Genomic DNA, 23,161 nt, shown 5'->3' with positions numbered 1-23,161 from the left:
GGTCCTATTTCACCGACCCGGCCAGCAAACCGCGCACCAGGTATTTTTGCATTGCGAAGAAGACGCACAGCGGCACTGCAATCGACACGAAGGCTGCCGTGGCAAGGATTTCCCAATTTCCCCCGCGCGTGCCAAGCAAGTTCACGATCTGGTCGGTCATCACCGTCGTCTGCCCCGTGGCGTCAATCAGGAACACCTTGGCCACCAGCAGGTCGTTCCAGGTCCACAGGAACTGGAAGATCGCGAAGGACGCCAAGGCGGGGAACGACAGTGGGAGGATAATCTTGGTGAAGATCTGGAAATCCGTCGCGCCGTCCACCTTGGCGTTTTCAATGATGTCGCGGGGCAGGCCAACCATGTAATTTCGCAAGAGGTATATCGCCAGCGGAAGGCCAAAGCCGGTATGGGCGAGCCAGACGCCGAGGTATCCTTTGCCGATGCCGATCCCCACATGCAGCTTGAGCAGCGGGATGAGCGCCAGTTGCAGCGGCACCACCAAGAGGCCCACAACGCAGGCAATCAGGATCGCCCGTCCCGGGAAGTCCATCCACGCCAGCGCATAGGCGGCGAAGGCAGCCACGACGATGGGAATGATCGTGGCCGGGATGGTCACGGTCAACGTGTTAAAGAACGCCTTGGCCATGTTGTCGTTGGCGTCCCCGCTGGTCATGATGTTCACGTAATTCTCTGTCGTGAACTCGGGCGGCGTCTCGGCGGTGACAAAGGCGCGTTGGCCCCGCCCGCTGATCTGCTCTTCGTTGCCGGACCAGGCGTAATTGCCGTCGGCGTCTACAGTGAAGGTTTCACCATCGCCCAGGTCAGCCACGTCGCCGGGTTGGTAGGCATCCACAGCACGGGACGAAGTGCCCCAGCTTTGGATATCGCCGCCACCGCCGTTTTCTTCAAAGATGTTGCCTTCGACCACGAACAGATCGCCACGTTGGACGCGGTTTTCATCAGGTGCCGAGGCGCGGAAGCGTTCGGTTTGCTCCGATGGGAACATCGACGCCCACCAGCCCGACCCAACGATCTGGTCGGCGGTGCGGAAGGACGACACAAGCAGCCCAAAGGTCGGGAACACCCACAGAGCGACAAGCAGCACGACCGAGATGTTAACCGCCCAGCCCAGGGACGATTTGGAACCAGCGATGTTGTCCATTACTTCATCTCCTTACGGGCGTTGTAGACGTTCCAGACAAGGATCGGCGTCACCAGCAGCATGATCACGATGGCCGAGGCTGATCCAACGCCCCAATCGTTGGCGCGGAACATCTTGTCGTACATATAATTGGCCAGAACCTGCGTCTCCCACTGGCCGTTGGTCATCGCAAACACGATGTCAAAGACCTTGAGCACGACGATGGTGATGGTGGTCCAGACGACCACGATGGTGCCCATGATCTGCGGCACCTTGATCTTGAAGAAGATCTGGAACGGGTTAGCGCCGTCGATGATCGCGGCCTCGACCGTTTCTTCGGGGATGCCGCGCAGGGCGGCGGACAGGATCACCATGGCAAAACCGGTCTGGATCCAGATCAGCACCACCATCAAGAGGAAGCTGTTCCAGAAGGGGATGGTCAGCCATGTTTGCGGCTGGCCGTAGGGGAAGTCGAAGGTGAACAGACCGATCAGCGACGACAGCGACAGGTAGACGAGGTAAAGCGCTGCGGCACCCACAAACAGGCGCAGCGGGACATAGCCCTTGCCGCCGCCACGCTCCTTGCTCTCGGCAATGGGGCGCACGAAAATCCAGCCGACATAGGCGACAATCGCGGCAAAGGACAAAAGCATAATCGCAGGCAAGGCCTGTAGGAACAGGAACGACCCGATGCCGCCCTCGAATTGCAGCCACACGGCGTTCAGCACACCGATCTGCCCCTGATCCGCGGGGCGTGCTTCATACACCAGTTTGAAAATCACACCCGCACCCACGAATGAAATCGCCATTGGCATGAAGATGAGCGACTTGGCGGCAGAGCCCCACTTGATCCGGTCGGTCAGTTGGGCGGCCAGCAAGCCAAAGGCGGTCGAGGCGGCGGGCACCACGATCAGCCACAACATATTGTTGCGCAGCGCTTCCCAGAACTTGGGTTCGGCCATCATCTGGTTGTAGTTGGCAAGGCCGACAAAAGCGCCACCGGCGTCACGGTCGGTCAGCGACAGGCGCAGCGTCTCGAACACGGGGTAGGCGAGGTACAGACCCAGCGCGAAAATCGCAGGAAACAGGAAGAGCCATGGACGCACCATGTTGGCGCGGTTGATGTTCTGACCCGCTTGCGGCCCCTTGGCCGGAAAGATCACTTTGTCGAGGATCTGGTTCGATCCCCAGAAATACAAAACGCACCCGCCAACACCAAGCGCGATGGTTATCAATCCCAAGAGTGCGGGGTTCATCTGGCTTCCTCCCTATGGCGAGGCCCGGCTTATGCGCAGGGTCCAGCGCGACCGGCAAAATGGCCGGTGTGTGATCAGCCCGCAGATGCACGGGCTGATCTGTCTTGTGAGTGGTTGTAGGCTTACTTCAGCGCGTCCCAGCTGGACTGGATTTCGCTGGCCACTGTGGCAGCGTCCTTGCCACCGGCATAATCAACCATACCGGTCCAGAACGTCCCGGCGCCAACACCACCCGGCATCAGGTCCGAGCCGTCGAAACGGAAGGTGGTCGCACCCAGCAGAACTTCACCCAGCGCGCGCAGCGTGTCGTCCTTGTAGGCGTCCAGGTTCACACCGTTATGCGGCGTGAGGAAGCCGGTCTGCGCCATCATGATCTCGTGGCTGATCGGCTCCTGGAAGAACTCCATCAGCGCATTCGCACCGTCGGAGGGATTGGTGATCGCCATCAGCGTACCGCCACCCAGAACCGGGTCGCCCAGATCCTTCTCGGCGTAGCTGGGGAAGTAGAAGAAGTTGGTGTCGACACCGAACTCTACGTCTTCCGGGAAGAAGGCAGGCACGAACGACGCCTGGCGGTGCATGTAGCACTGCGGCGGGGAGGAGAAGAGACCCTTGGGCGAGTCGCGGAAGTCTGTCGATGCGACAGCACCGGCACCACCGGCGACCTTTGCGTCGTCACGGGCAAACCAGCCGAACTCTTCGATGGCCGCCACGACACGCTCGTCATCAAACGGGATCTCGTTGGTGGTCCACTGGTCGTAGACTTCGGGCTCAACCGTCCGCAGCATCATGTCCTCGACCCAGTCGGTCGCGGGCCAGCCGGTGGCCGCACCTGATCCCAGACCGATGCACCACGGTGTCTCACCGTCCGCCACGATCTGCTCGGTCAGCGCCTTCAGCTCTTCCATGGTCTCAGGCACTTCGTACCCGGCATCCTCGAAGTTCTCGGGGTTGTACCAGACCAGCGACTTGACGTTCACGTTGTAGAAAAAGCCGAACACCTGGTCGTTGCCATCGGCATCCGCATACGTGCCCAGATCGACCCACGACTGACCGGCGGCATAGTTTTCCTTGACCCAGTCACCCATGCTGTCGGGCAGGGGGTGCAGCTGACCCTTGCCTGCCATCACGGCGGCCAGACCAGGCTGTGGGAACACGGCGATGTTGGGGGCGGAACCCGCCTCTGCATCGATCACGATCTGCTGTTCGAAGCTGTCAGAGCCGGTGTAGACAACGTCAGCACCGGTCGCTTCCTCGAAATAGGCCAGCGCATTGTTCAGGTAGCCATCTTCAGGTGTCAGCCAGGGGCCGAACACGGTGATGGTCTGACCGCTTAGGTCAGGGGCGCTTTCAGCCCATGCGGTGTAGCTGTCCCAGCTGAACGGGCCCTCGCCCGGAGCAAAGATCAACTCGGCATGTGCCGTCCCTGCGGTGATAGCCAACGCAGCCGCGCTGGCCAGAAGTTTGGTGTTCATTCTGGTCGTCCTCCCATTCATTTCAATCCAACATGCTGATTGACCAGTTCATGCCCGCTTTCACATTTGTCAAAGCGCTTTGGAATGTCGCGAACGTTGCCGAATTTTCACCGCCTGTCAAACGGTCTCGGGTCGTCCGTGCAAAATAGTTTAACACGTCAAACGGGAGGCATGAGAAGTTTTGACGTTAGCGCAACCAGCCGTTAGCGTGTGGCCTTGAAAGCGCTTTGGAACGGAATACCCAACGGAATGCCCTGTGAATCTTAAAGAACTGTCATCGCTGCTGGGGCTCAGTCAAACCACGGTGAGCCGCGCGCTCAACGGCTACCCCGAGGTGTCGGAGAAAACCCGCGCACGGGTGATCCAGGCGGCCGAGGCCCACGCCTACAGCCCCAACACGCGCGCGCAGGGCCTCGCCACCGGGCATTCAAAGTGCATCGGCCATGTCATTTCCGTCAGCGATTCGGCAGAAATGGTGAACCCGATCTTCGGCGACTTCATGGCCGGTGCGGGCGAAACCTATTCCGCGCATGGCTACGATATGATGGTCACGCGGGTTGGCGCGCAGGACGAGGCCGACACCTACCGCAACCTCAAGGCCCGCGGCGCCGTCGACGGCATTGTGGTCCACGCCCCGCGCCGCAACGATTCGCGTATGGAGCTGCTTGACAAGATCGGGCTGCCTTATGTGGTCCATGGCCGCTCAACCGGCGTCACGACGCCCTATTCCTGGCTCGACGTAAACAACACCCGCGCCTTTTCCGAGGCGACGTCCCATCTCGTCGGCCTCGGCCACAAGCGCATCGCGCTGATCAACGGTCAGGAGACGATGGACTTCGCCATACGGCGGCGCTCGGGCTACGAATCCTCGCTGCGCTTTGCGGGCCTGACAATCGATCCTGCGCTCATGAGCACGGGCGAGATGACAGAGGCTTACGGTTATAACCAGGCCAACACGATGCTGGATCTGGACACCCCGCCCACCGCGTTCCTCGTCGCCTCCATCATCTGCGCCGCAGGCATCCGGCGCGCTCTGGATGAACGGGGCCTGCGCGTGGGCAGGGACGTGTCGATTGTCACCTTCGACGACTGCCTCAGCTACTTTGCCAACGGTGGCGACAGGCCCGTCTTCACCGCCTGGCAGTCTTCGGTGCGCGAGGCGGGGGCCACGCTCGCCGAGATGCTGATCGACCGCATCCGCGCCCCACGCGCCCCACACGATACGAAACTCTGGGAGGCGGCCTTTGTCGAAGGCACCTCAACCGGCCCGGCCCCATCCAAGGACTGACAATGTTCACACACAAACGCACCGACTTTCCCGAAGGGTTCCTCTTCGGGGCCGCAACCTCTGCCTACCAGATCGAAGGGCACCAATTCGGCGGGGCAGGCCGCGCCATGTGGGACGACTTCGCCGCCACGCCCGGCAATGTCGTCCGCGCCGAAGACGGTGCACGCGCCTGCGACCACTACCACCGATACGAGGCCGATCTCGACCTTCTGCGCGACGGCGGCTTCGATGCCTACCGCTTCTCCACAAGCTGGGCGCGGGTCATGCCGGACGGGCGGACGGTGAACCCCGAGGGTCTCGATTTCTACGACCGGCTGGTCGACGCGATGCTCGAACGTGGGCTGAAACCATGTGCCACCCTCTACCACTGGGAACTGCCCTCAGCCCTCGCCGACCTCGGCGGCTGGCGCAACCGCGACATTGCGGGCTGGTTCGGCGATTTCACCGAAGCCGTCATGGCCCGCATCGGTGATCGCACCTACTCGGTTGCCACAATCAACGAATTCTGGTGCGTGTCCTTCCTATCCCACTTCCTCGGCCACCACGCCCCGGGTCTGCGCGACATCCGCGCCACCGCCCGCGCCATGCACCACGTGCTCTTGGCCCACGGCACCTCCATCGAACGGATGCGCGGCATGGGCGTCGGCAACCTCGGCGCCGTCTTCAACATGGAATGGGCCACCCCCGCCGACGACAGCCCCGAAGCTGCCGAAGCTGCAGCGCTCTACGACGATTACTACAACCACTTCTTCGTCTCAGGCGCGTTCAAGGGTACATATCCCGATCGCCTCGTCCGCGACCTCGGCCCCCACCTGCCGGACGGCTGGCAAGACGACATGGCAACGATCAAGGCCCCGCTCGACTGGGCCGGCATCAACTACTACACGCGCTCCATCATCGCCCCGAACGATGGCCCATGGCCCCATCACCACGGGGTCGAAGGGCCACTCGAAAAAACGCAAATGGGGTGGGAGGTCTACCCTCAGGGCCTGCACGACTTCCTCGTCAGAACGGCGAAGGATTACACCGGAGACCTCCCACTTTTCGTCACAGAAAACGGCATGGCCAACGCCGATACAGTCACAGACGGTTCCGTACAGGACGACGCACGCATCGCCTATTTCCAAAGCCACCTGCAAGCCGTCCGAGACGCCATCGCCAAGGGCGTGCCGGTGCAGGGCTACATGGCGTGGTCGCTCATGGACAACTACGAATGGGCGCTCGGCTACGAAAAGCGCTTCGGCATGGTCCATGTCGATTTCGACAGTCTCGAACGCACGCCCAAAGCGTCATGGCATGCGTTCAAAGCGATGCTGGCAGGTTGAATAGGCAGCTCCCAAAAAAGAGCGGCTTCGCCGCACGCGATCCACTTTATGGAATGAGGGACGCTGTCTCCCAAACTCCCTAAGGTATTTCAGCCGGAAGAAGCAGGCATCCATTGCCGAGGATCAACGGCCCGACCAGTCTGCGCACTTTCTTGTGCAGCCATACCCATCGCAACAGCCGCCCATCCATCGGCCAACGTGACCTCAGGCGTGCCTTGCCCCCGCACAACGGCGGCGAATTTCTGATGCTGGTAAAAGGTCGATCCATTGTGATCGCCCGCGTCCAACAGGGTTGGGTCCACAGGAATGTCATGCGTCACCGGCCCCTGCGGATGACGCGGCGACGTCACCAGCTTCGCCACCGGGGCAGGCCCCAAATGCTCCGGCCAAAACCGCCCCGGACCGGGGACAAAGGCTTCGATCTTACCCGTGGGCCCAACAGCGGACAGCTCCTCCTGATAGGCAGAGCCTTCGGCAAACATGCACAATTCCAGCATCGCCCGCGTGCCGTTGTCGAAATCGACAATCGCGTAGCCGCTGTCGATGATGTCTGGCACCTCGCCGCCATAATCCTCATCCAGATGGTTCACGGCCTGCGTGGCCGAGGCCATCACCCGCACCGGCTCCGCCCCCATCGCCAAGCGCATCAGGTCAAAGAAATGGCAGCACTTTTCGACAAACGTACCGCCGGTGTACCGGTTGAACCGGTTCCAGTCGCCCACCTTCTCCAAGAACGGAAAGCGGTGCTCGCGCACGGACAATTGCTTGATGCCGCCGGTTGCCTCAGCGCTTCTCTCAAGAAACTGCGCAATGACGGGCATATAGCGGTACTCCATCGCCACCCAGACCGGGCAGGGATAGCTGTCGCGAAACGCCGCCAGCTTCGCCGCGTCGTCGGGATCGGTAAACAGCGGCTTTTCCACCAGCAGGGGCAAGGGGCGCGTGGCGGCGATCTCCTCCATCTGCGCCACATGGCAATAGTTCGGGCTGACGATCAGCAGGCAGTCCAGTTCCTCAACCGCCAGCAGCTCAGCCAGTGACCCCACTCGCACAGCGGCAGGCTCAATAGCCGAAGCCAATGCCGCCATCCCGTCATCGGGTTCAAAGAACGCGGCCACGCTCGCCTCGGGCAACAGCGCGATATTGCGCATATGTTCCTGCCCCATCATGCCGCATCCGATGATGCCATAGCGTACCTGATCCAACTTGCGTTCCTTCACTTCAGTCGTTGCACATAAACGGCCCGTGCGGGGTCGTACCATGTGCGGGAAAACTCAATGGGTGCCGCTGCGTCCGCCCAACTCAGCCGCTCGATATAGCCGACGGTTTCGCCGGGGCAGGGGCCGTATGCCTCGGGCGCCCAGTCCGGGACGAGGCCAAGCGACACCCGGTCCTCGGCGCGCTGGATCCACAGACCCAATTCCTTGCGATAGGTGGCGTAAAGGGATTCGGACATTGCCGCTTCCGACACGATTCCCGCATCCGCATCCAGCCAGATCTCTTCCACGCCCATGATTGTTTCATTGAGCGACCGCAAACGACGGATGCGCGTGGCTTGTGCGGATGTGCCAAAGGCGGGCAGGTCGGCGGGCTTGTCCATTAGGTCCACCGACAACACCTGCGCGCGCGGCAGCCCGCCGCCCTCCAGCAGTTCCAGCCGGAACATCGCGTATACAGTGCCCGTGTCCCCGCCCGCGCGGATGTAGTTGCCCGACCCCTGAACGCTCTCGACCAAGCCCTTCTCGCCCATATCGCGCAGGGCCTTGCGCAGCGTGCCGACACTCACACCCAACTCGGTCGCCATGTCCCGCTCGGGCGGCAGGCGCTCCCCGTCGATCAACCGACCGGCGACGATATCGCGGGTCAGAAGTTCGGCGATCTGCACATAAATCGGCAGCGCATGGGGGGAAGGGCGTGGATCAGTCACAGGATGGGCGAGCGCGTCGAAAAACAAAATTGATACACCATTGATCTACATCAATGACAGTGTTACGCAAGTCCCAACTTGACCCAAACGGAAAGTGCGCCGATGACCATCGTCCCCATCACATCCCCTGACCTCGACGCGGCCGAAGTGTCGTGGTTTTCGGCGCTGTGCTCGGACGACTACCAGTTCCTTGGCGTGCCCGACGGCGACCTGCGGTCGAGCTGGGCACACTGCTCCGACATCGTGAAAGAGGCGGAAGCGCAGGGCTTCCGCAACATCCTCTGCCCGTCATCGTATCAGGTGGGTCAGGACACGCTGTCCTTCGTCGCAGGCTGCGCGCCGATCACGTCCAAAATCAACCTGCTGGCCGCCGTCCGCTGTGGCGAAGTACAGCCCATCATGCTCGCCCGCACCATCGCCACGCTCGACCACATGCTCGAGGGTCGGCTGACGGTGAACATCATCTCCTCCGACTTCCCGGGCGAGAAGGCGGACAGCAACTACCGCTACCAACGCTCGCGCGAAGTGGTGGAAATCCTGAAGCAGGCCTGGACACGGGACGAGATCAACTACGAGGGCGAGGTCTACAACTTCACCGGCCTCACCACCGACCCCGTGCGCCCCTACCAGACCGGCGGCCCTCTGCTTTATTTCGGCGGCTACTCGCCCGCTGCCCTCGAACTCTGCGGCCAGCATTGTGACGTCTACCTCATGTGGCCCGAGCCGCAGGAGAACATCGCTCAGCGGATGCGCGACGTGAACGCGGTGGCCGAGAAATACGACCGCACGCTCGACTACGGCCTGCGTGTGCACATGATCGTGCGTGACACGGAAGCGGAAGCGCGTGAATATGCTGACTACATTGTGTCGAAGCTCGATGACGAATACGGCCAGTTGATCCGCGACCGCGCGCTCGACTCCACGTCGCTCGGCGTCGCCCACCAGGCCAAAGCCCGCGAACTGGCTGACAAGTTCGGCTATGTCGAACCCGGACTCTGGACTGGCGTAGGCCGGGCGCGCTCGGGCTGCGGTGCGGCGCTTGTGGGCTCTACAGACCAGGTCATGTCCAAGATCGAAGAGTATCAAAAGATGGGCATCCGCGCCTTCATCTTCTCGGGCTACCCGCACCTGGAAGAAGCAAAACATTTCGGCGCGCGCGTCATGCCGCACTTGAAAACCTGTTCTTTGCCCCATGCTTATGGCCGGGTGCCAGACAGCGCCCCCGCAACCCCACTCGCCGCAGGAGAGCGCCGCTAATGGACCGCGTCCACCTATCCGATACCCTCAACTTCTCGCGCATCGTCTACGGCATGTGGCGGCTGGCCGATGACAGCGACACCTCCGTGTCCCACGTGCAGGCCAAGATCCACGCCTGCCTCGACCAGGGGATCACCACCTTCGACCAGGCTGACATCTACGGCGGCTACGTGGCTGAGGCTGCGCTGGGCGAAGCGCTCAAGGCCGACACCGGCCTGCGGTCAAAGATGGAGATCGTGACCAAATGCGACATCGTGGCGCCCATGGGCCGCTATGCCGACGCACCGGTCAAATACTACGACACCTCCCGCGCGCATATCATGCAAAGCATCGAAAATTCGCTGCGCGACATGGCCATCGACCACATCGACCTTCTGCTGATCCACCGCCCCGACCCGTTCATGGACCACCACGAAACGGGCGCCGCACTGGACGAGGCTGTGGCTTCGGGCAAGGTCGGCAGCGTTGGCGTGTCGAACTTCCGCCCGTGGGACTGGAAACTGCTGCAATCGGGCATGAAAACCCAACTGGTCACCAACCAGATCGAAATCTCGCTCAGCGAAATCAGCCCCTTCACCAACGGCGATCTGGCCTTCCACCAACAGCACGGCCAGCCACTCATGGCGTGGTCACCCCTGGGCGGGGGCGGGCTTATGACCGGCAGCGAAAAGCTGCACGATGTCATGGACGAGATCGCAGGCGCCAACGGGGTAGACCGCGCCGCGGTCGCGACAGCCTTCCTGCTGGCGCATCCCGCAAACATCATCCCGGTCATGGGCACCAACAACCTCGACCGGATCAAGAACATCGGTGCGGCGACCAAGGTGTCGCTCGACCGACCCACGTGGTTCCGCCTCTACGAGGCGGCGCTCGGACACGAGGTGGCCTGATGACGATGCAAAGCCCGCAGCAACCCACCGTGTTCACCCCCGACGCAGACAGCAGCCGCCAGTTGCGCGATGCCTTCGGCAAGTTCGCAACCGGTGTGACAGTGGTCACGGCCCCCAGCGCCGACGGCCCCATCGCTATCGTTGCCAACAGCTTTTCGTCGGTCTCGCTCGACCCGGCCCTCGTGCTGTGGTCCGTGGACCGGAACGCCCGGCGCTTCCCCTATTTCGACGCGGCGGACCACTACGCAATCCACGTGCTGGCGGCGGAGCAGGGCGACCTGTGCAAACAGGCGGCGCGCAACGCGCATGTTCTGAGCGAGCATCCGCACATTCTGAACGCCGACGGCGTTCCCCTTATTGATCATTGCCTTGCGCGGTTCGAATGTCGCAGGGTGGCTGCACATGACGCGGGCGACCACGTCATCATCGTGGGCCAGGTCCAGCGCACCGAAATGCGCGACGGCCAGCCGCTCACATTCTTCGGGGGCGATTTCGGCTCCGTCACGTCCTGACGTGAAAAACGACCCGCCCGCGGGGTGAAAGCGGAAAATGGGCCACGGTGGACAAACCGCCGGGCGACCGACAAAGGGAGGGCCCTTCATGGGTCTGTTACTGGCGGTGCTTGCACCGTTTGCATGGGTGAATGGTGCCCTGCTCAAGATCGGGCGCGCCATCGGCATCGTGGCAATTGCGGCCATGGTGATCGCGATCCTGATCCAGGTGGTCGCGCGCTACGTATTCAACAACGCACTGCCCTGGCCGGATGAAGCCGCGCGCTTCTGCATGCTGTGGATGACAGGCCTCATGGCGCCCACAGCCTTCCGGCGTGGCGGGTTCGTGGCGCTCGACATGATTTCGGGCGTGCTTCCTCGCGCCGTTGCGGCGCTCCTCAGCCTCTTTCTGCTGCTCATCTCGCTTGCCATCCTGCTCGTCGCCCTGCCCATCGGCTGGTCCGAGGTCACAGGCTTCGGTGGTCGCTTCGCCACAGCCTCCCTCTACCTGCCCACATTTGACGGTTGGTTCCGCATCCCGCGCAGCTGGATGATGTTGTCCCTGCTCGTGGGGGTCGTCCTGCTGATCATGGTCAACATCGAACTGATCCTGCGCAAACTGGTTGAGATGATGGGCGGCGGTGACCAACTGCCGGACCTCGACCTAGGCGACATGGCCGCGGGGAGCGAATGACATGCTGATCTGGTTCCTCCCGCTTTTCCTTCTGTTCCTGTTGATCGGCCTGCCGGTCTTCTTTGGCCTGCTCGCCGCACCCGGAATCCTGCTGTACCTGAATGGTCAGGAACGCGATATCACGCTGCTCTATCGCAATGTTTACAACGGGATGGACAGCTTCCCACTGATGGCGATCCCGTTCTTCATGCTGGCGGGTGAGCTGATGAACAAGGGCGGCATCACTATCCGCCTTGTTCAGTTTTCGCAGGCACTCATGGGCCACCTGCGCGGCGGTCTCGCCCAAGTGAACGTCCTCTCCTCCATCCTCTTTGCGGGCCTCTCCGGCTCCGCCGTGGCAGACACATCAGCCCTCGGCTCCATGCTCGTCCCAGCGATGGAAAAAGAAGGTTACACCCGCCGCTACGCCGCTGCGATCACCGCGGCCTCATCCGTGATCGGCCCGATCATCCCGCCCTCGGGCATCATGATCATCTATGCCTATGTCATGGGCGAAAGCGTGGCCGCCCTGTTCCTTGCAGGCATCGTGCCGGGCATCCTTGTCGGCGTCGGCCTCATGGTGATGATCCGACTGACCGCAGACCGCTACGACCTGCCCGCCGCGCACAAGGTGCAGTTCGACGGTGTCGAGCTAAGCCCGATGGAGCGTTGGGTGTCCTGGGCGCTCGTCCGGCTCAACATCGGCCTCCTCCTCTGGGCGTTCCTACCGTTGGGCGACACCACACCGCTGATCCTCTGGGGCACCTTTGCAGGTGCAGTCGTCGTCGCGCACGCCCTCATGCTCGCCCTGCGTACCCAAGTCAGCAGCGAATTCCGCACCATCTGCAAACGCGCCATCGTGCCCTTGCAAACGCCGGTCCTGATCCTCGGCGGCATCCTGGGCGGCGTCTTCACCCCGACCGAAGCCGCAGCGGTGGCCGTGGCCTACGCCGTCTTCGTCGCCCTCTTTGTCCTGCGCACCATGTCGCTCAAAGACCTGCCCGACATCCTCAGCCGCGCGGGGCTCACCTCTGCCGTGGTCCTCCTGCTCGTCGGCGCAGCCATGGCGTTCAAAACGGTGGTCTCGCTCAGCTACGCGCCGCAAATCCTCGCCGACTTTATCCTGACGCTGTCGGAAAACCCGCTGATCCTGTTGTTCCTGATCAACCTGCTGCTCTTCGTCGTCGGCATGTTCCTCGACGCAGGACCAGCGATCATCATCCTCGGCCCCATCCTCGGCCCGATCTTCGTCGACCTCGGCGTCGACCCGATCCACTTCGCAATCATCATGTCGGTGAACCTGACCGTGGGGCTGGCCACGCCCCCCATGGGGCTTGTGCTGTTCGTCGCTGCTGCCGTCAGCCGGGAAAAGGTCGAAACCATCGCCAAGGCGATCCTGCCCTTCCTCGCCATCGAGATCGCAGTGATCTTCCTGATCACCTACGTGCCCGCCATTTCCATGACCATTCCCCGTCTCACGGGGTTTGCCAACTGATCAAAGAGCTTAACGGGAGGACCTAACCACATGCTCAAAACGACCCTCAAAACCCTCACGGCGGCCGCGCTTGTCGCGGGCTCAGCCATGATGGCGACCGCGCAGGACTACACGATCCGCGCCACCGCCAACTCGAACACCAATGACGAAGACTATGACGGCCTTGTCGTGTTCAAGAACTACGTCGAAGCAGCCTCCAACGGCGCCATCGCCGTAGAGCTTTTCATCGGCACGCAGCTCTGCTCGAACGGTGCGGAGTGCCTGCAAGGCGTGGCCGACGGCTCGATTGACGTCTTCATCTCCACCTCCGGCGGCGCCTCGGGCATCTTCCCCTACGTCCAGGTGCTCGACCTGCCCTACCTGATGGCCGACGACCGCATCGCCGAACACGTGCTGCAAGGCGACTTCGTCCGCACCATGCGCAACATGGCGCTTGAGGATTCCGGTGGTACCATCCGCCTGATGACCATCGGCAACACCGGCGGCTGGCGCAACTTCGCCAACACCCAACGCCGCATCGCCGAGCCGGGCGATATGGAAGGGCTGAAGATCCGCACCGTGGTCGCCGACCTGCCGCAAGAGCTGGTCCGCGCGCTGGGCGCATCGCCCACCCCGATCCCGTGGCCTGAACTCTTCACCTCGTTCCAGACCGGCGTGGTCGAGGGCTCCAAAAACGGCATCACCGACATCATGGGCATGAAGTTCCCCGATGCGGGCCTGCAATACGTCACACTCGACGGACACGCCTACATGGGCGCGCTGTGGTGGATGTCGAACGAGAATTTCATGGCCATGCCCGAAGACATGCGCCGCGTCGTGGTTGACGGCTTCTATGCGCTGCAACAGGCCACCTTCGCCTCGCCCAAGCGCAAGTCGATCCAGGCCTACGAAGAGTTCGTCGCAGGCGGCGGTGATCTCTACGTGCCGACGCCCGAGCAGAAAGCGGCCTTCGCCGAGGCCGCGGCTCCGGTCAATGACTGGTTTGTGGCCAACGTGGCCCGCGGTGACGAAATCCTCGCCGCCCTGCAAGAAGCCGTGGCTGCAGCCGAAGCCGACGTGAACGCAGCACGCGAAGCCGACCTGAACTAAGGCGGATCAGGATCCACCTTACTTTTGGGCCGTCCCACACCGGGGCGGCTCTTTTCGTTTTGGCCATTGAACGGCATGTGATCAGATCACACCGCACAATAGTCAAACCCTTGCGCCACGAGATGCTGCCACCGCTTTTGCCGATGCGCGTAAAATGATCTGGCAAACTGCGCGACAAACCAGGTCAAGGCACCCGCCTCGATGGCGACCTTATCGGTGTACAGCGTGCCTGCACCCTCCGGCGCGACGGTCACAAGATGATCCCAGCGCCGGATCAGAGCGCTTGAGCCGTTGTCGCGGATCTGTCGAATACCCTCCGCCGTTTCAGGATGCGAAATGCGGATGACCTGCCGACCCAGCGGAATGATACCGCGCCACGTCATCTTCACCGTGTAATCACCTTCGGCCCATCGCTCGGGAAATTGTGCAGGCTCCACCGGGTCAAATTTGAGGATTGGATGTGCCACAAAGAGCAATAGCCGCGGGGTGTGCAGCGCGTCCCAGACCTGATCCGGCGGAGCATCCAGAAATGTCGACAGCTCAACGTTTGGCATGGCCAGATGTTAGCACAAAACGGGGCCCTTCGGTAGCGTGACACGGCTGCGCGAACATGCCGAGTTGATGTTCGGACGGCCTCGCAGATCTCGCAATCCAGCACCATAGACGAGCGTGCAAATTCCACCGGTCGCGCCTCGACCCGTTACCGGCATTCGAACGCACCCACCGCGTCCAGAACCACCCGCGCGGCCGATGCCCGCAGCGGCAGATAAGACCGATCAGGCATATCCATATTCAGCGCAAACACGAAAGTCTCGGCATCGCACCGGACCCAACCAACATACCAACCGATGTCCATGGCCGCCCGATTGAAGTTCCACCCGGTCTTGCTGTGCAGCGTCCAACCGTCACCCGCATCCGACTGCATGATGGCGTCCGCCGCCGCATATGTGCTGTCCGACAGGGGCAGATCACGCTCAGCCAACCGCTCCAGGAATGCAATCTGCTCGGTCGCGGAAATCTGCAACGTGCCGTCCAGCCAATAGGTGGTCAACGTATCCTCGGTTCCAGTCTCGGCAGTGCCGTAGCCAAAACGGCCCAACCACTCGGTCATGCCTGCCAGGCCGACACGGCGGGCAATCTCCTGATACACCCACACAACGGAATTCGGAAAAGCCGAGCTCAGGCTGTGATCGCGGTTCCACCCGTCAAAGCTCCGGTGCTTGCCGTCCCACGCAAATACGGTATCGGGTGCCGCCACGCCGGTTTCCAACGCAATCAACGTATGCGGGATCTTGGAGGAGGACGCAGGCGCAAAGCGCTGGCTCGACCGTTCGGCGTTGCTGACCCAGACCTGATCGTCCGACAGCCGCCGCACAACGATGGTCGAGGCGTTGGGCTCAACACCCGCCATCTCGACCGTCTTCGCGACGTCCACAGGGGCTGCGGCACCAACATTTGCCGACAGGACAAGGGCGGATACAGCGAAAATGCACGCCTTCAGGCCCCCAAACGTCCGCTTAGAAAAAGTGCTGCTCATGTTTTGGTGTCCTTGAAACAGGAGTTTTGATTTGAAACGATGTTTTACTGATTTGACAAATACGAGCCCCGCAACGGATCAGCGCCAAAATGTGGCAGCGCGCGCAGGTTGCAAAGCTGCACTAGGGGTAGACGCGGATCGGGGGTGTCACAACCCGCGCTGGACCGCCGCCAAATCCATCGGCTGAACGCTGCCAGCCCGCTACAGTCCTCCGGATCACTCAAAGGACGATGTCACCGTCCGCTCCATCAAACCGCACATCCCGCACCGGCCACTTGCCCCGACCGAGCACACGGGCAATGGTGCGCGCATTCACTGCACAACAAAACAGGTGCCCCATGTCCCAGACCGATAAAGCCAAAGCCTTCGCCGCCCTCCACGTGCCCGGAACACCGGTGGTGATCTACAACATCTGGGACGCAGGATCGGCCAAGGCGGTCGCCGGGGCAGGGGCCAGGGCCATCGCAACCGGCAGTTGGTCCGTGGCCGAAGCGCAGGGTTTTCCCGACGGTCAAAAGCTGCCGCTCGACGTGCTCTTGCCCATCGCGACCCGCATCGTGGACAGCACGGACCTGCCCGTCTCCATCGATTTCGAGGGCGGCTATGCCAGCGATCCTGAACCGCTCGCCGCCAACATCACCGCGCTGATTGGCACCGGTGCTATCGGCCTCAATTTCGAAGATCAGGTTGTCGGTGGCGATGGCCTGCACGACATCGACACGCAAGTCGCCCGGATCAAAGCCGTGCGCGCCGCTGCGGACGCCGCGAATGTCCCGCTCTTCATCAACGCGCGCACCGACCTGTTCCTCAAGGCCAAGCCCGAAGCCCACGCCGATCAGATGCCCGAAACGCTCGACCGCGCGGCAGCCTATGCGGATGCGGGCGCAAGCGGCTTCTTCATTCCGGGCCTCACGGATCACGCCATGATCGAAAAGGTCTGCGCCAGCACGGCTCTGCCGGTCAACGTGATGATGCGCGGCGCGCTCGGCTCGGTGTCAGAGGTCGCAGCCCTCGGTGTCGCCCGCACCAGCTACGGCCCCGGCCCCTTCGCCAACGCGATGCGCCAGGCGGCAGAGGGCTACAAGGCTGCCGCCGCAAGCTGACGGCAATCCACACACCGCCGTCGCACCGACGCGGTAGGGCGGGGTTTCACCCCGCCACGCCCTAACCAAAAGTTACCGCCCGCGATCAAACCTTAACACGGGCCAATAATGAACGACCCCTTAACGCGATCCGCCCCGGCAAAACGCGCAGTTTCAGGACCAAACTTCGCAGTTTCGCAAAAATCGCGCCAAAACACCCTGTTTACGGACGCCAAAAACACGCAGTTTTCTCGCCAAAATGTGTATTTTACCTGATTTTAACCACCGTACGCAGCGTTAACGCCCCCGTACGGTCATCAGACTTTCCAAGCCGAAAATCTGCTGCCAAACTCAACGGAACGGATACATCCAGAACTTGTAATCAGCGACCAGAATATGCGCCCGATCAATCTCGTCCTTGGTCATTTTCTTGACCACCTCTTCCAGCGAAATCGCGGCGTCCGGATCGCCTCCAATCGCGCTCAGAGTGTACCACATATAGGCGCGCACAAGGTCTGGCGCAGGCATCCCGCGCCCCACCTCGTAGTACCATCCGACACCGGATTGCGCGCCCGGATGTCCCTTCATGGACGACCGCAAATACCACTCAAACGCCCGCTCATCATCGCGCTCGACGCCCAGGCCCAAAGCGTACATGACACCGATCAGTTCCTCGGCATCCGCATTGCCCGACCGGGCCGCGGGCCACAGCGCATCATAGGCCGCCTTGTACTCTCCGGCCTCCATCAAATCGCGCGCTTCCTCGATTTCGGCCAGCGCCGGAAACGCCATAAAAACAAGGGTTATCGCAAGTTTGCGCATCTCATCCTCCTCGCCGCGGCCCCTGCCTTTGCAGACGATCTGCCGCGTCCTCTGACACCGGATGATTTCATCGCCGTCGACCCGGCGCAAGCCAAACTCGGCCAGCTTCTGTTCTACGATCGCATCCTCTCCGGCAACCGCAATATCGCCTGCTCGACCTGCCATCACCCTGACCTCGGAACCGCCGACGGGCTGAGCCTCGGCATCGGCGAAGGGGGCGAAGGGTTGGGCCCCCAGCGCACCGCTGGCACCCGCGAAAACCGCATCCGCAAACGCATCCCCCGCAATGCACCCGGCCTCTGGAATCTGGGTGCCAAGGACCTGCACACCATCTTCCACGACGGCCGCCTCAGCGTCGCTGACACCTACGAAAACGGCTTCAACTCCCCGGCCGAGGAATGGCTGCCCGAAGGTCTGGATAACCTATTGGCAGCACAAGCAATTTTCCCATTGGTCGCCCAATTCGAAATGGCCGGAAACCCCAAGGAAAACGAGGTCGCAGGCGCCATCCATCAGCGTATGGATTATGCCTGGCCCATCCTCGCCGACCGCATCCGTCACATCCCCGCCTACGTCGAGGAGTTTGTCGATGCGTACCCCCACATCACGACGGCCAAAGACATCGCGATTGCCGACATCGCCAACGCCCTCAGCGCCTTCATGATCTGGGAATGGACCAGCACCGACAGCCCGTTCGATGCCTATCTTGAAGGTGATCAAAACGCACTCGATACCCAGCAAAAACAAGGGCTTGATCTTTTCTATGACAAAGCGCAGTGCAGCACATGCCACAGCGGGCCACTGATGACCGACCAGCAATTCCACGCCCTTGGCCTCCCCCCTTTCGGCCCCGGCCGCACCCGCCGTTTCGACCCCATGGTCCGCGACGTGGGGCGCATGGGCGAAAGCGACGCGCTTGAGGATGCCTACGCCTTCAAGACACCGATGCTCCGCAATGTGGCTCTGACAGCGCCCTACGGCCACAACGGCGCCTACCCCACGCTCGAAGAGATCGTGCGTCATCACCTCAATCCATTGCAATCATTGGACAATTGGACACGTGAAACAGCAGCATTGCCAGATGTCCCATGGCTTGCCGCCATTGATTTCATGGTCTGGCAAGACAGCCGCGAAATGGCCCGTCAGCGCGCGGCGGTACAGCTACAGCCGATCCCGCTCAGCGACACAGAAGTCGATGACATCATTGCGTTTTTACATGCGCTCACGGGCGAGACCGCGAACACCGACAGGCTCGGCGTGCCCACATCCGTGCCCAGTGGCCTGCCCGTTGATCCGAGGATTTCGAACTAGCGGCCCTTCCAAACCGGGTCACGCTTTTCGGCAAACGCACGCGCGCCTTCCAACTGGTCCTCAGACCTGTACAGCGTCTCGACCGTCGGCAACTGGCTGTTCGTGATCCGGTTCATGGCGTCCTGAAACTTGGAGTCCTCGGCGTCGCGCACCACCTCCTTGATCGCCGCGTAAACCAGCGGCGGCCCCGACGCAATCAGCCGGGCCAGTTCCCACGCGCGATCCATAAGCCCTTGATTCGGAACGGTTTCATTGACCAACCCCCAGCGATGTGCTTCTTCCGCATCGAACCAGCGGCCGGTCAACAACAGCTCCATCGCGATGTGATACGGGATGCGCTTAGGCAGCTTGATACTCGCCGCATCCGCCACCGTACCTGACCGTATTTCGGGCAAGGCAAAGGTCGCATGATCGGCGGCAAGGATCATATCCGCACTCAACGCAAGCTCCAGCCCGCCCCCGCAGGCGATCCCGTTCACCGCTGCAATCACCGGCTTGTTCAACCCGCGCAATTCCTGCAAGCCGCCAAAGCCACCAACGCCGTAATCCCCATCTACGGCATCCCCGTCAGCAGCGGCTTTCAGGTCCCAACCAGGGGAAAAGAACTTCTCTCCCGCGCCCGTTACAATCGCGACCCGCAGCTCCGGATCGTCCCGAAACGTCATGAACGTCTCACCCATGATCCGGCTGGTGGCGAGGTCGATGGCATTGGCTTTGGGGCGGTCCAAGATGACTTCCAGGATCGCGCCCTCGCGCCTTGTTTTTATGGGGCTCATGGCTTAGGCCTTTCGTATCAGCGCGTCAACGGCGACGGCGCGGGTGGGGGTGCAGATCAGCGGGTTCACCTCAACCTCGCTGACGGTGTCGGAATGGGCAAGAACGTAGTTCTGGATGGCAAGGACCGCGTCGATGACAGCCGCCACATTGGCGGCAGGCTTGCCACGATAGCCATCCAAAAGTGCCGAACAGCGCAAGCGGTAGAGGGCAGCCTGCACATCCGTTGCACGGACGGGCAGTAACAGGTGCACGGTGTCCTGCACCAACTCGGTCAGCACGCCGCCGGCCCCGATGGTCAGCACGAAGCCATGCGCCGGATCGCGCACAACCCCGATCAGCATCTCGGCCACGTCATCTGTCACCATCTCTTCGATCAGGACGGTAGGTGTTCCGATGTCTTTGGCAGTGGACAGGATGTCTTCCCTGGCAACGTTCAACCGCACGGCGTTTGCCTCAGTCTTGTGTGCGATACCTATGCCTTTGACGGCGAACGGGCCCGACAGCGACGGCAAGGTGTCCGCCATGTTTTCGGGTGCGGTCGCGACATTCCAAGGGACGTCAATGCCGTATGCCGCCAGCGCCGCCTTAGCCTCGGCTTCCAAAAGCACCGTGTCCGCGGATGCTGTGCCGGGTAAACAAATAGGGTCTTTGTGCGGTGGTTCGATGCTTTGCACCGCATCAACCGCGGCAAGGGCTTCGCGCAGCCCGTGAAACGGTACGACACCATTGGCTGCCAAGTGCTCTGCCGTCTCCGGGGGCATCAACTCGGGCAATGTTGCGACGACGCCGAACGGCGCTCCGGTCATTGCTTTTGCGGCAATGGCTGCGTCCACCGTGCAGGTCCAGTCGGTTGCATCCGTGGCGGGGTAGTCGACGATAGACAGTGTCATTCCGATCTCTTCCCCTGTCATGGCGGCCCAGGCTTGGGCCATGCGCGGGGCGTCGCGCCAGATATAGGTGTGATAATCCAACGGGTTGGCCAAAGAAACCATAGGGCCCAAGGCGTCGCGCAAGGATGCTCTCTGGCCATGCGACAGGCTGGGAAAGGTCAATCCCGTGCCGACAGCCATATCTGCAATCAGGCTCGCCTCACCGCCCGAACAACTGATAGACGCGATGCCGTTGCCGCTGATTGGACCATTCAAATGGAGCAGCTTCAGCGTTTCCAGAAAGTCAGGCAAGTTTGCGACGCGCGCAATCCCCAAGCGGTTCAGAAACGCCTGGGCACCTGAGTCTGATCCGGCAAGGGACGCCGTATGCGATATGGTGGCCTGCCGCGCCCGATCGGACGCACCCACCTTGAGCGCGACCAGCGGTACACCGCGCTCATGGGCGAGGGCCGCCAGCGCTTCCCAACCACGCAGACTGCCAAACCCCTCCACATGCAGGCCAATCGCCGTCACACGCGGGTCGTCCAGCAGCGCCAGGGCCAACTCGGCCTGGCTGGTCTGTGCCATGTTCCCGCAAGTGATCACATAGGCGATGGGCAAGGCGCGTTGCTGCATCGTCAGGTTGATGGCGATGTTCGAACTTTGGGTCAGGATGGCGACACCCCGGTCCACGGGCGCACAGCCATGCTGATCCGGCCACAGCAAGGCCTGATCCAGGGCGTTGATAAAACCATAGCAGTTCGGGCCAAGAATTGGCATGTCACCTGCCGCTGCGACCAGCTGGTCCTGCAAGCTTGCGGCATCCGTATCCTCGGCCCCTGCTTCCGAAAAACCGGAGGCGAAACAGACGGCTCCGCCAGTCCCAATACGCGACAGGTCCTCCACCACCCCAATCGTTGCCGCCCTGTTCACACCCACAAATGCAGCGTCAGGCGCGTCCGGCAGGTCAGCAACTGACGGAAATGCGCCATGTCCGCCAACCATCGCCTTCGTCGGGTGCACGGGCCATATGGCGCCGTCAAAACCAAAGCGCTCGGCTTGCTCGATCACCGAAACACACCACGCGCCGCCGCCGATAACGGCGATGGATTTGGGGCGCAACAGCCGCTGCACGCCCTTCTTCCCTGTTTCAAAAAAATCCCGGGGAGCGCGAGGGGCTGGCCCCTCGCTCCTGTCGGATGGGCCTTGCCCATACGAAACCATTTTACGCACCCAAGGGCCGCAATAGGTCGCGGCTGATGATATGGCGCTGGATCTCGCTTGTGCCGTCCCAGATGCGCTCGACCCGCGCGTCGCGCCAGAACCGTTCTATGGGAAAGTCGTCCATGAGGCCCATGCCGCCATAGATCTGCAAAGTCGTGTCCGTGACCCGCGCGAGGGCTTCAGAGGCATAGAGCTTGGCCGACGCAATCTCCCGGTTCGACGGCAGCCCCTGATCCAACCGCCACGCGGCGGCCAATGTCAGCCAGTCGGCGGCATCAATCTCGGTGATCATGTCGGCAATCTGAAAGCTGACGCCCTGAAATTTGCCGATGGGTTGGCCGAATTGCTTGCGCTCAGCTGCGTAGTTCAAGGCGTAGTCAAAGCAGCGCCGCGCGCGGCCCACAGAGAACGCCGCAACCGTCAGTCGTGTGGCGTAGAGCCACTCGTTCATCACGGCGAAACCGCCATCAACCTCGCCCAGCACCTGAGCACCGGGCAGGCGGCAGTCGTCGAAATAGAGGATGCAGTTCTTGTACCCCTTGTGGCTGACCGAATTGTAGCCGTCCCGCACCTCGAACCCCGGCGTGCCGCGATCCACCAGAAAGGTCGTGATCCGTTTCTTCGGACCCTTGGGCGTGTCATCCACACCTGTCGCGATGAAGACGATGAAGAAGTCGGCGTGTTCGGCGCCCGAGATGAAATGCTTGGAACCGTTGATGACCCAATCGCCACTATCCCGCACAGCCGTACACTTCATGCCGCGCACGTCCGACCCGGCATCGGGTTCAGTCATGGCGAGCGCATCCATCTTCTCACCTCGCACGGCAGGCAGCAGGTAGCGCTCGCGCTGCTCATCGTTGCAGGCCATCAGGATGTTCTGCGGTCGACCAAAGAAATGGGTCAGCGCCATGGACCCGCGCCCCAGTTCCCGTTCGACCAACGTGAAATCGAGATGGCTCAACCCTGCGCCTCCAACCTCTTCGGGGAAGTTACAGGCGTAGAACCCCATGTCGATGACCTTGCGCTTGATCTCTTCCCCGAGTTCTTGGGGCACGTGACCGGTGCGCTCTACTTCGGCCTCATGGGGATAGATCTCGTTCTCGACAAAGCTGCGCACGGTCGAGACGATCATCTCCTGTTCTTCGCTTAGGCCAAACTGCATGTCCGTTCATCCCTTTTCCGGTTGGGGAATGTGACGGTGGCTTGCTGGGATATGCTGTGCAGTATTAGGTTTC

General features: G+C 61.8%; 21 protein-coding genes. 10 read left to right on the top strand and 11 right to left on the bottom strand.

The genetic code is table 11. From position 1 onward, the window contains the following. Window positions 1-4: 4 nt before the first annotated feature. The 3 genes from RA29_RS19830 to RA29_RS19820 all read right to left on the bottom strand — a co-directional run bounded on the left by RA29_RS19830 (window position 5) and on the right by RA29_RS19820 (window position 3,869). Window positions 5-1,159, bottom strand: a complete 1,155-nt coding sequence (locus RA29_RS19830) for a carbohydrate ABC transporter permease (RefSeq protein WP_039689311.1) — start codon at window positions 1,157-1,159, stop codon at window positions 5-7. After that, a complete protein-coding gene (locus RA29_RS19825) occupies window positions 1,159-2,394 on the bottom strand; it encodes a sugar ABC transporter permease (RefSeq protein ID WP_039689309.1) in 1,236 nt (411 codons plus the stop codon). Before RA29_RS19825 ends, RA29_RS19830 begins: the two co-directional genes overlap by 1 nt. A 122-nt stretch (window positions 2,395-2,516) precedes the next feature. Then, window positions 2,517-3,869, bottom strand: a complete 1,353-nt coding sequence (locus RA29_RS19820; RefSeq protein ID WP_039689307.1) for an ABC transporter substrate-binding protein — start codon at window positions 3,867-3,869, stop codon at window positions 2,517-2,519. A gap of 256 nt (window positions 3,870-4,125) precedes the next feature. Between RA29_RS19820 and RA29_RS19815 the strand changes: the two genes are divergently transcribed. Next, a complete protein-coding gene (locus RA29_RS19815; protein WP_039689304.1) occupies window positions 4,126-5,157 on the top strand; it encodes a substrate-binding domain-containing protein in 1,032 nt (343 codons plus the stop codon). Window positions 5,158-5,159: 2 nt separating this feature from the next. Then, complete coding sequence (locus tag RA29_RS19810; RefSeq protein WP_039689302.1) at window positions 5,160-6,482, top strand: GH1 family beta-glucosidase; 1,323 nt, start codon at window positions 5,160-5,162, stop codon at window positions 6,480-6,482. Between the two features lie 89 nt (window positions 6,483-6,571). Here the strand turns inward: RA29_RS19810 and RA29_RS19805 are convergent, their stop codons facing one another. Together RA29_RS19805 and RA29_RS19800 are read right to left on the bottom strand one after the other, a co-directional pair. After that, entirely contained in the window at window positions 6,572-7,687 is a 1,116-nt protein-coding gene (locus tag RA29_RS19805; RefSeq protein WP_039689373.1) for a Gfo/Idh/MocA family oxidoreductase, read from the bottom strand. Window positions 7,688-7,698: 11 nt separating this feature from the next. Continuing rightward, window positions 7,699-8,436 (bottom strand): GntR family transcriptional regulator, encoded by a 738-nt coding sequence (locus RA29_RS19800; RefSeq protein ID WP_241462663.1) that lies wholly within the window; start codon window positions 8,434-8,436, stop codon window positions 7,699-7,701. 75 nt (window positions 8,437-8,511) lie between these two features. Here RA29_RS19800 and RA29_RS19795 point away from each other — a divergent pair, with 75 nt between their 5' ends. From RA29_RS19795 to dctP, 6 genes are all read left to right on the top strand, one after another. Beyond that, a complete protein-coding gene (locus RA29_RS19795) occupies window positions 8,512-9,666 on the top strand; it encodes an LLM class flavin-dependent oxidoreductase (RefSeq protein WP_039689300.1) in 1,155 nt (384 codons plus the stop codon). After that, window positions 9,666-10,556, top strand: a complete 891-nt coding sequence (locus tag RA29_RS19790; protein ID WP_039689298.1) for an aldo/keto reductase — start codon at window positions 9,666-9,668, stop codon at window positions 10,554-10,556. The genes RA29_RS19795 and RA29_RS19790 overlap by 1 nt, the downstream gene beginning before the upstream one ends. Further along, window positions 10,556-11,068, top strand: coding sequence for a flavin reductase family protein (locus RA29_RS19785; RefSeq protein WP_039689296.1), 513 nt, complete (start codon window positions 10,556-10,558; stop codon window positions 11,066-11,068). The genes RA29_RS19790 and RA29_RS19785 overlap by 1 nt, the downstream gene beginning before the upstream one ends. An 88-nt stretch (window positions 11,069-11,156) precedes the next feature. Further along, window positions 11,157-11,741, top strand: a complete 585-nt coding sequence (locus tag RA29_RS19780) for a TRAP transporter small permease subunit (RefSeq protein ID WP_039689294.1) — start codon at window positions 11,157-11,159, stop codon at window positions 11,739-11,741. Window position 11,742: 1 nt separating this feature from the next. Beyond that, window positions 11,743-13,215, top strand: coding sequence for a TRAP transporter large permease (locus RA29_RS19775; RefSeq protein WP_039689292.1), 1,473 nt, complete (start codon window positions 11,743-11,745; stop codon window positions 13,213-13,215). A gap of 30 nt (window positions 13,216-13,245) precedes the next feature. Next, window positions 13,246-14,304, top strand: coding sequence for a TRAP transporter substrate-binding protein DctP (gene dctP / locus RA29_RS19770; RefSeq protein ID WP_039689290.1), 1,059 nt, complete (start codon window positions 13,246-13,248; stop codon window positions 14,302-14,304). Window positions 14,305-14,390: 86 nt separating this feature from the next. On the opposite strand, the gene RA29_RS19765 is transcribed toward dctP, so the two are convergent. Both RA29_RS19765 and RA29_RS19760 read right to left on the bottom strand, forming a co-directional pair. After that, on the bottom strand, window positions 14,391-14,858 hold the full coding sequence (locus tag RA29_RS19765) for a hypothetical protein (RefSeq protein WP_039689288.1): 468 nt from the start codon (window positions 14,856-14,858) through the stop codon (window positions 14,391-14,393). 146 nt (window positions 14,859-15,004) lie between these two features. Beyond that, window positions 15,005-15,841: a penicillin-binding transpeptidase domain-containing protein gene (locus RA29_RS19760; protein WP_039689286.1), complete on the bottom strand. Its 837-nt coding sequence runs from the start codon at window positions 15,839-15,841 to the stop codon at window positions 15,005-15,007. A 338-nt stretch (window positions 15,842-16,179) separates the two neighbouring features. Between RA29_RS19760 and RA29_RS19755 the strand changes: the two genes are divergently transcribed. After that, window positions 16,180-16,944, top strand: coding sequence for an isocitrate lyase/phosphoenolpyruvate mutase family protein (locus RA29_RS19755; RefSeq protein WP_039689284.1), 765 nt, complete (start codon window positions 16,180-16,182; stop codon window positions 16,942-16,944). A 330-nt stretch (window positions 16,945-17,274) separates the two neighbouring features. Here the strand turns inward: RA29_RS19755 and RA29_RS19750 are convergent, their stop codons facing one another. Next, a complete protein-coding gene (locus tag RA29_RS19750) occupies window positions 17,275-17,745 on the bottom strand; it encodes a tetratricopeptide repeat protein (RefSeq protein ID WP_039689369.1) in 471 nt (156 codons plus the stop codon). On the opposite strand from RA29_RS19750, the gene RA29_RS19745 reads away from it, so the two are divergent. Further along, window positions 17,674-19,056: a cytochrome c peroxidase gene (locus RA29_RS19745; protein WP_342666434.1), complete on the top strand. Its 1,383-nt coding sequence runs from the start codon at window positions 17,674-17,676 to the stop codon at window positions 19,054-19,056. The two genes, RA29_RS19750 and RA29_RS19745, sit on opposite strands and share 72 nt — an antisense overlap. Here RA29_RS19745 and RA29_RS19740 read toward each other — a convergent pair. The 3 genes from RA29_RS19740 to RA29_RS19730 all read right to left on the bottom strand — a co-directional run bounded on the left by RA29_RS19740 (window position 19,053) and on the right by RA29_RS19730 (window position 23,088). Continuing rightward, window positions 19,053-19,832, bottom strand: coding sequence for a carnitinyl-CoA dehydratase (locus tag RA29_RS19740; RefSeq protein WP_039689282.1), 780 nt, complete (start codon window positions 19,830-19,832; stop codon window positions 19,053-19,055). The genes RA29_RS19745 and RA29_RS19740 overlap by 4 nt on opposite strands. A gap of 3 nt (window positions 19,833-19,835) precedes the next feature. Beyond that, window positions 19,836-21,836 (bottom strand): acetate--CoA ligase family protein, encoded by a 2,001-nt coding sequence (locus tag RA29_RS19735; RefSeq protein ID WP_052249814.1) that lies wholly within the window; start codon window positions 21,834-21,836, stop codon window positions 19,836-19,838. A gap of 91 nt (window positions 21,837-21,927) precedes the next feature. Next, entirely contained in the window at window positions 21,928-23,088 is a 1,161-nt protein-coding gene (locus RA29_RS19730) for an acyl-CoA dehydrogenase family protein (RefSeq protein WP_039689280.1), read from the bottom strand. Window positions 23,089-23,161 lie beyond the last annotated feature (73 nt).

Source organism: Tateyamaria sp. ANG-S1 (genome assembly GCF_000814025.1).
GTDB lineage: Bacteria > Pseudomonadota > Alphaproteobacteria > Rhodobacterales > Rhodobacteraceae > Tateyamaria.
The sequence above is the reverse complement of the archived record's forward strand: the minus strand, read 5'-3'. Positions and strand labels throughout refer to the sequence as shown.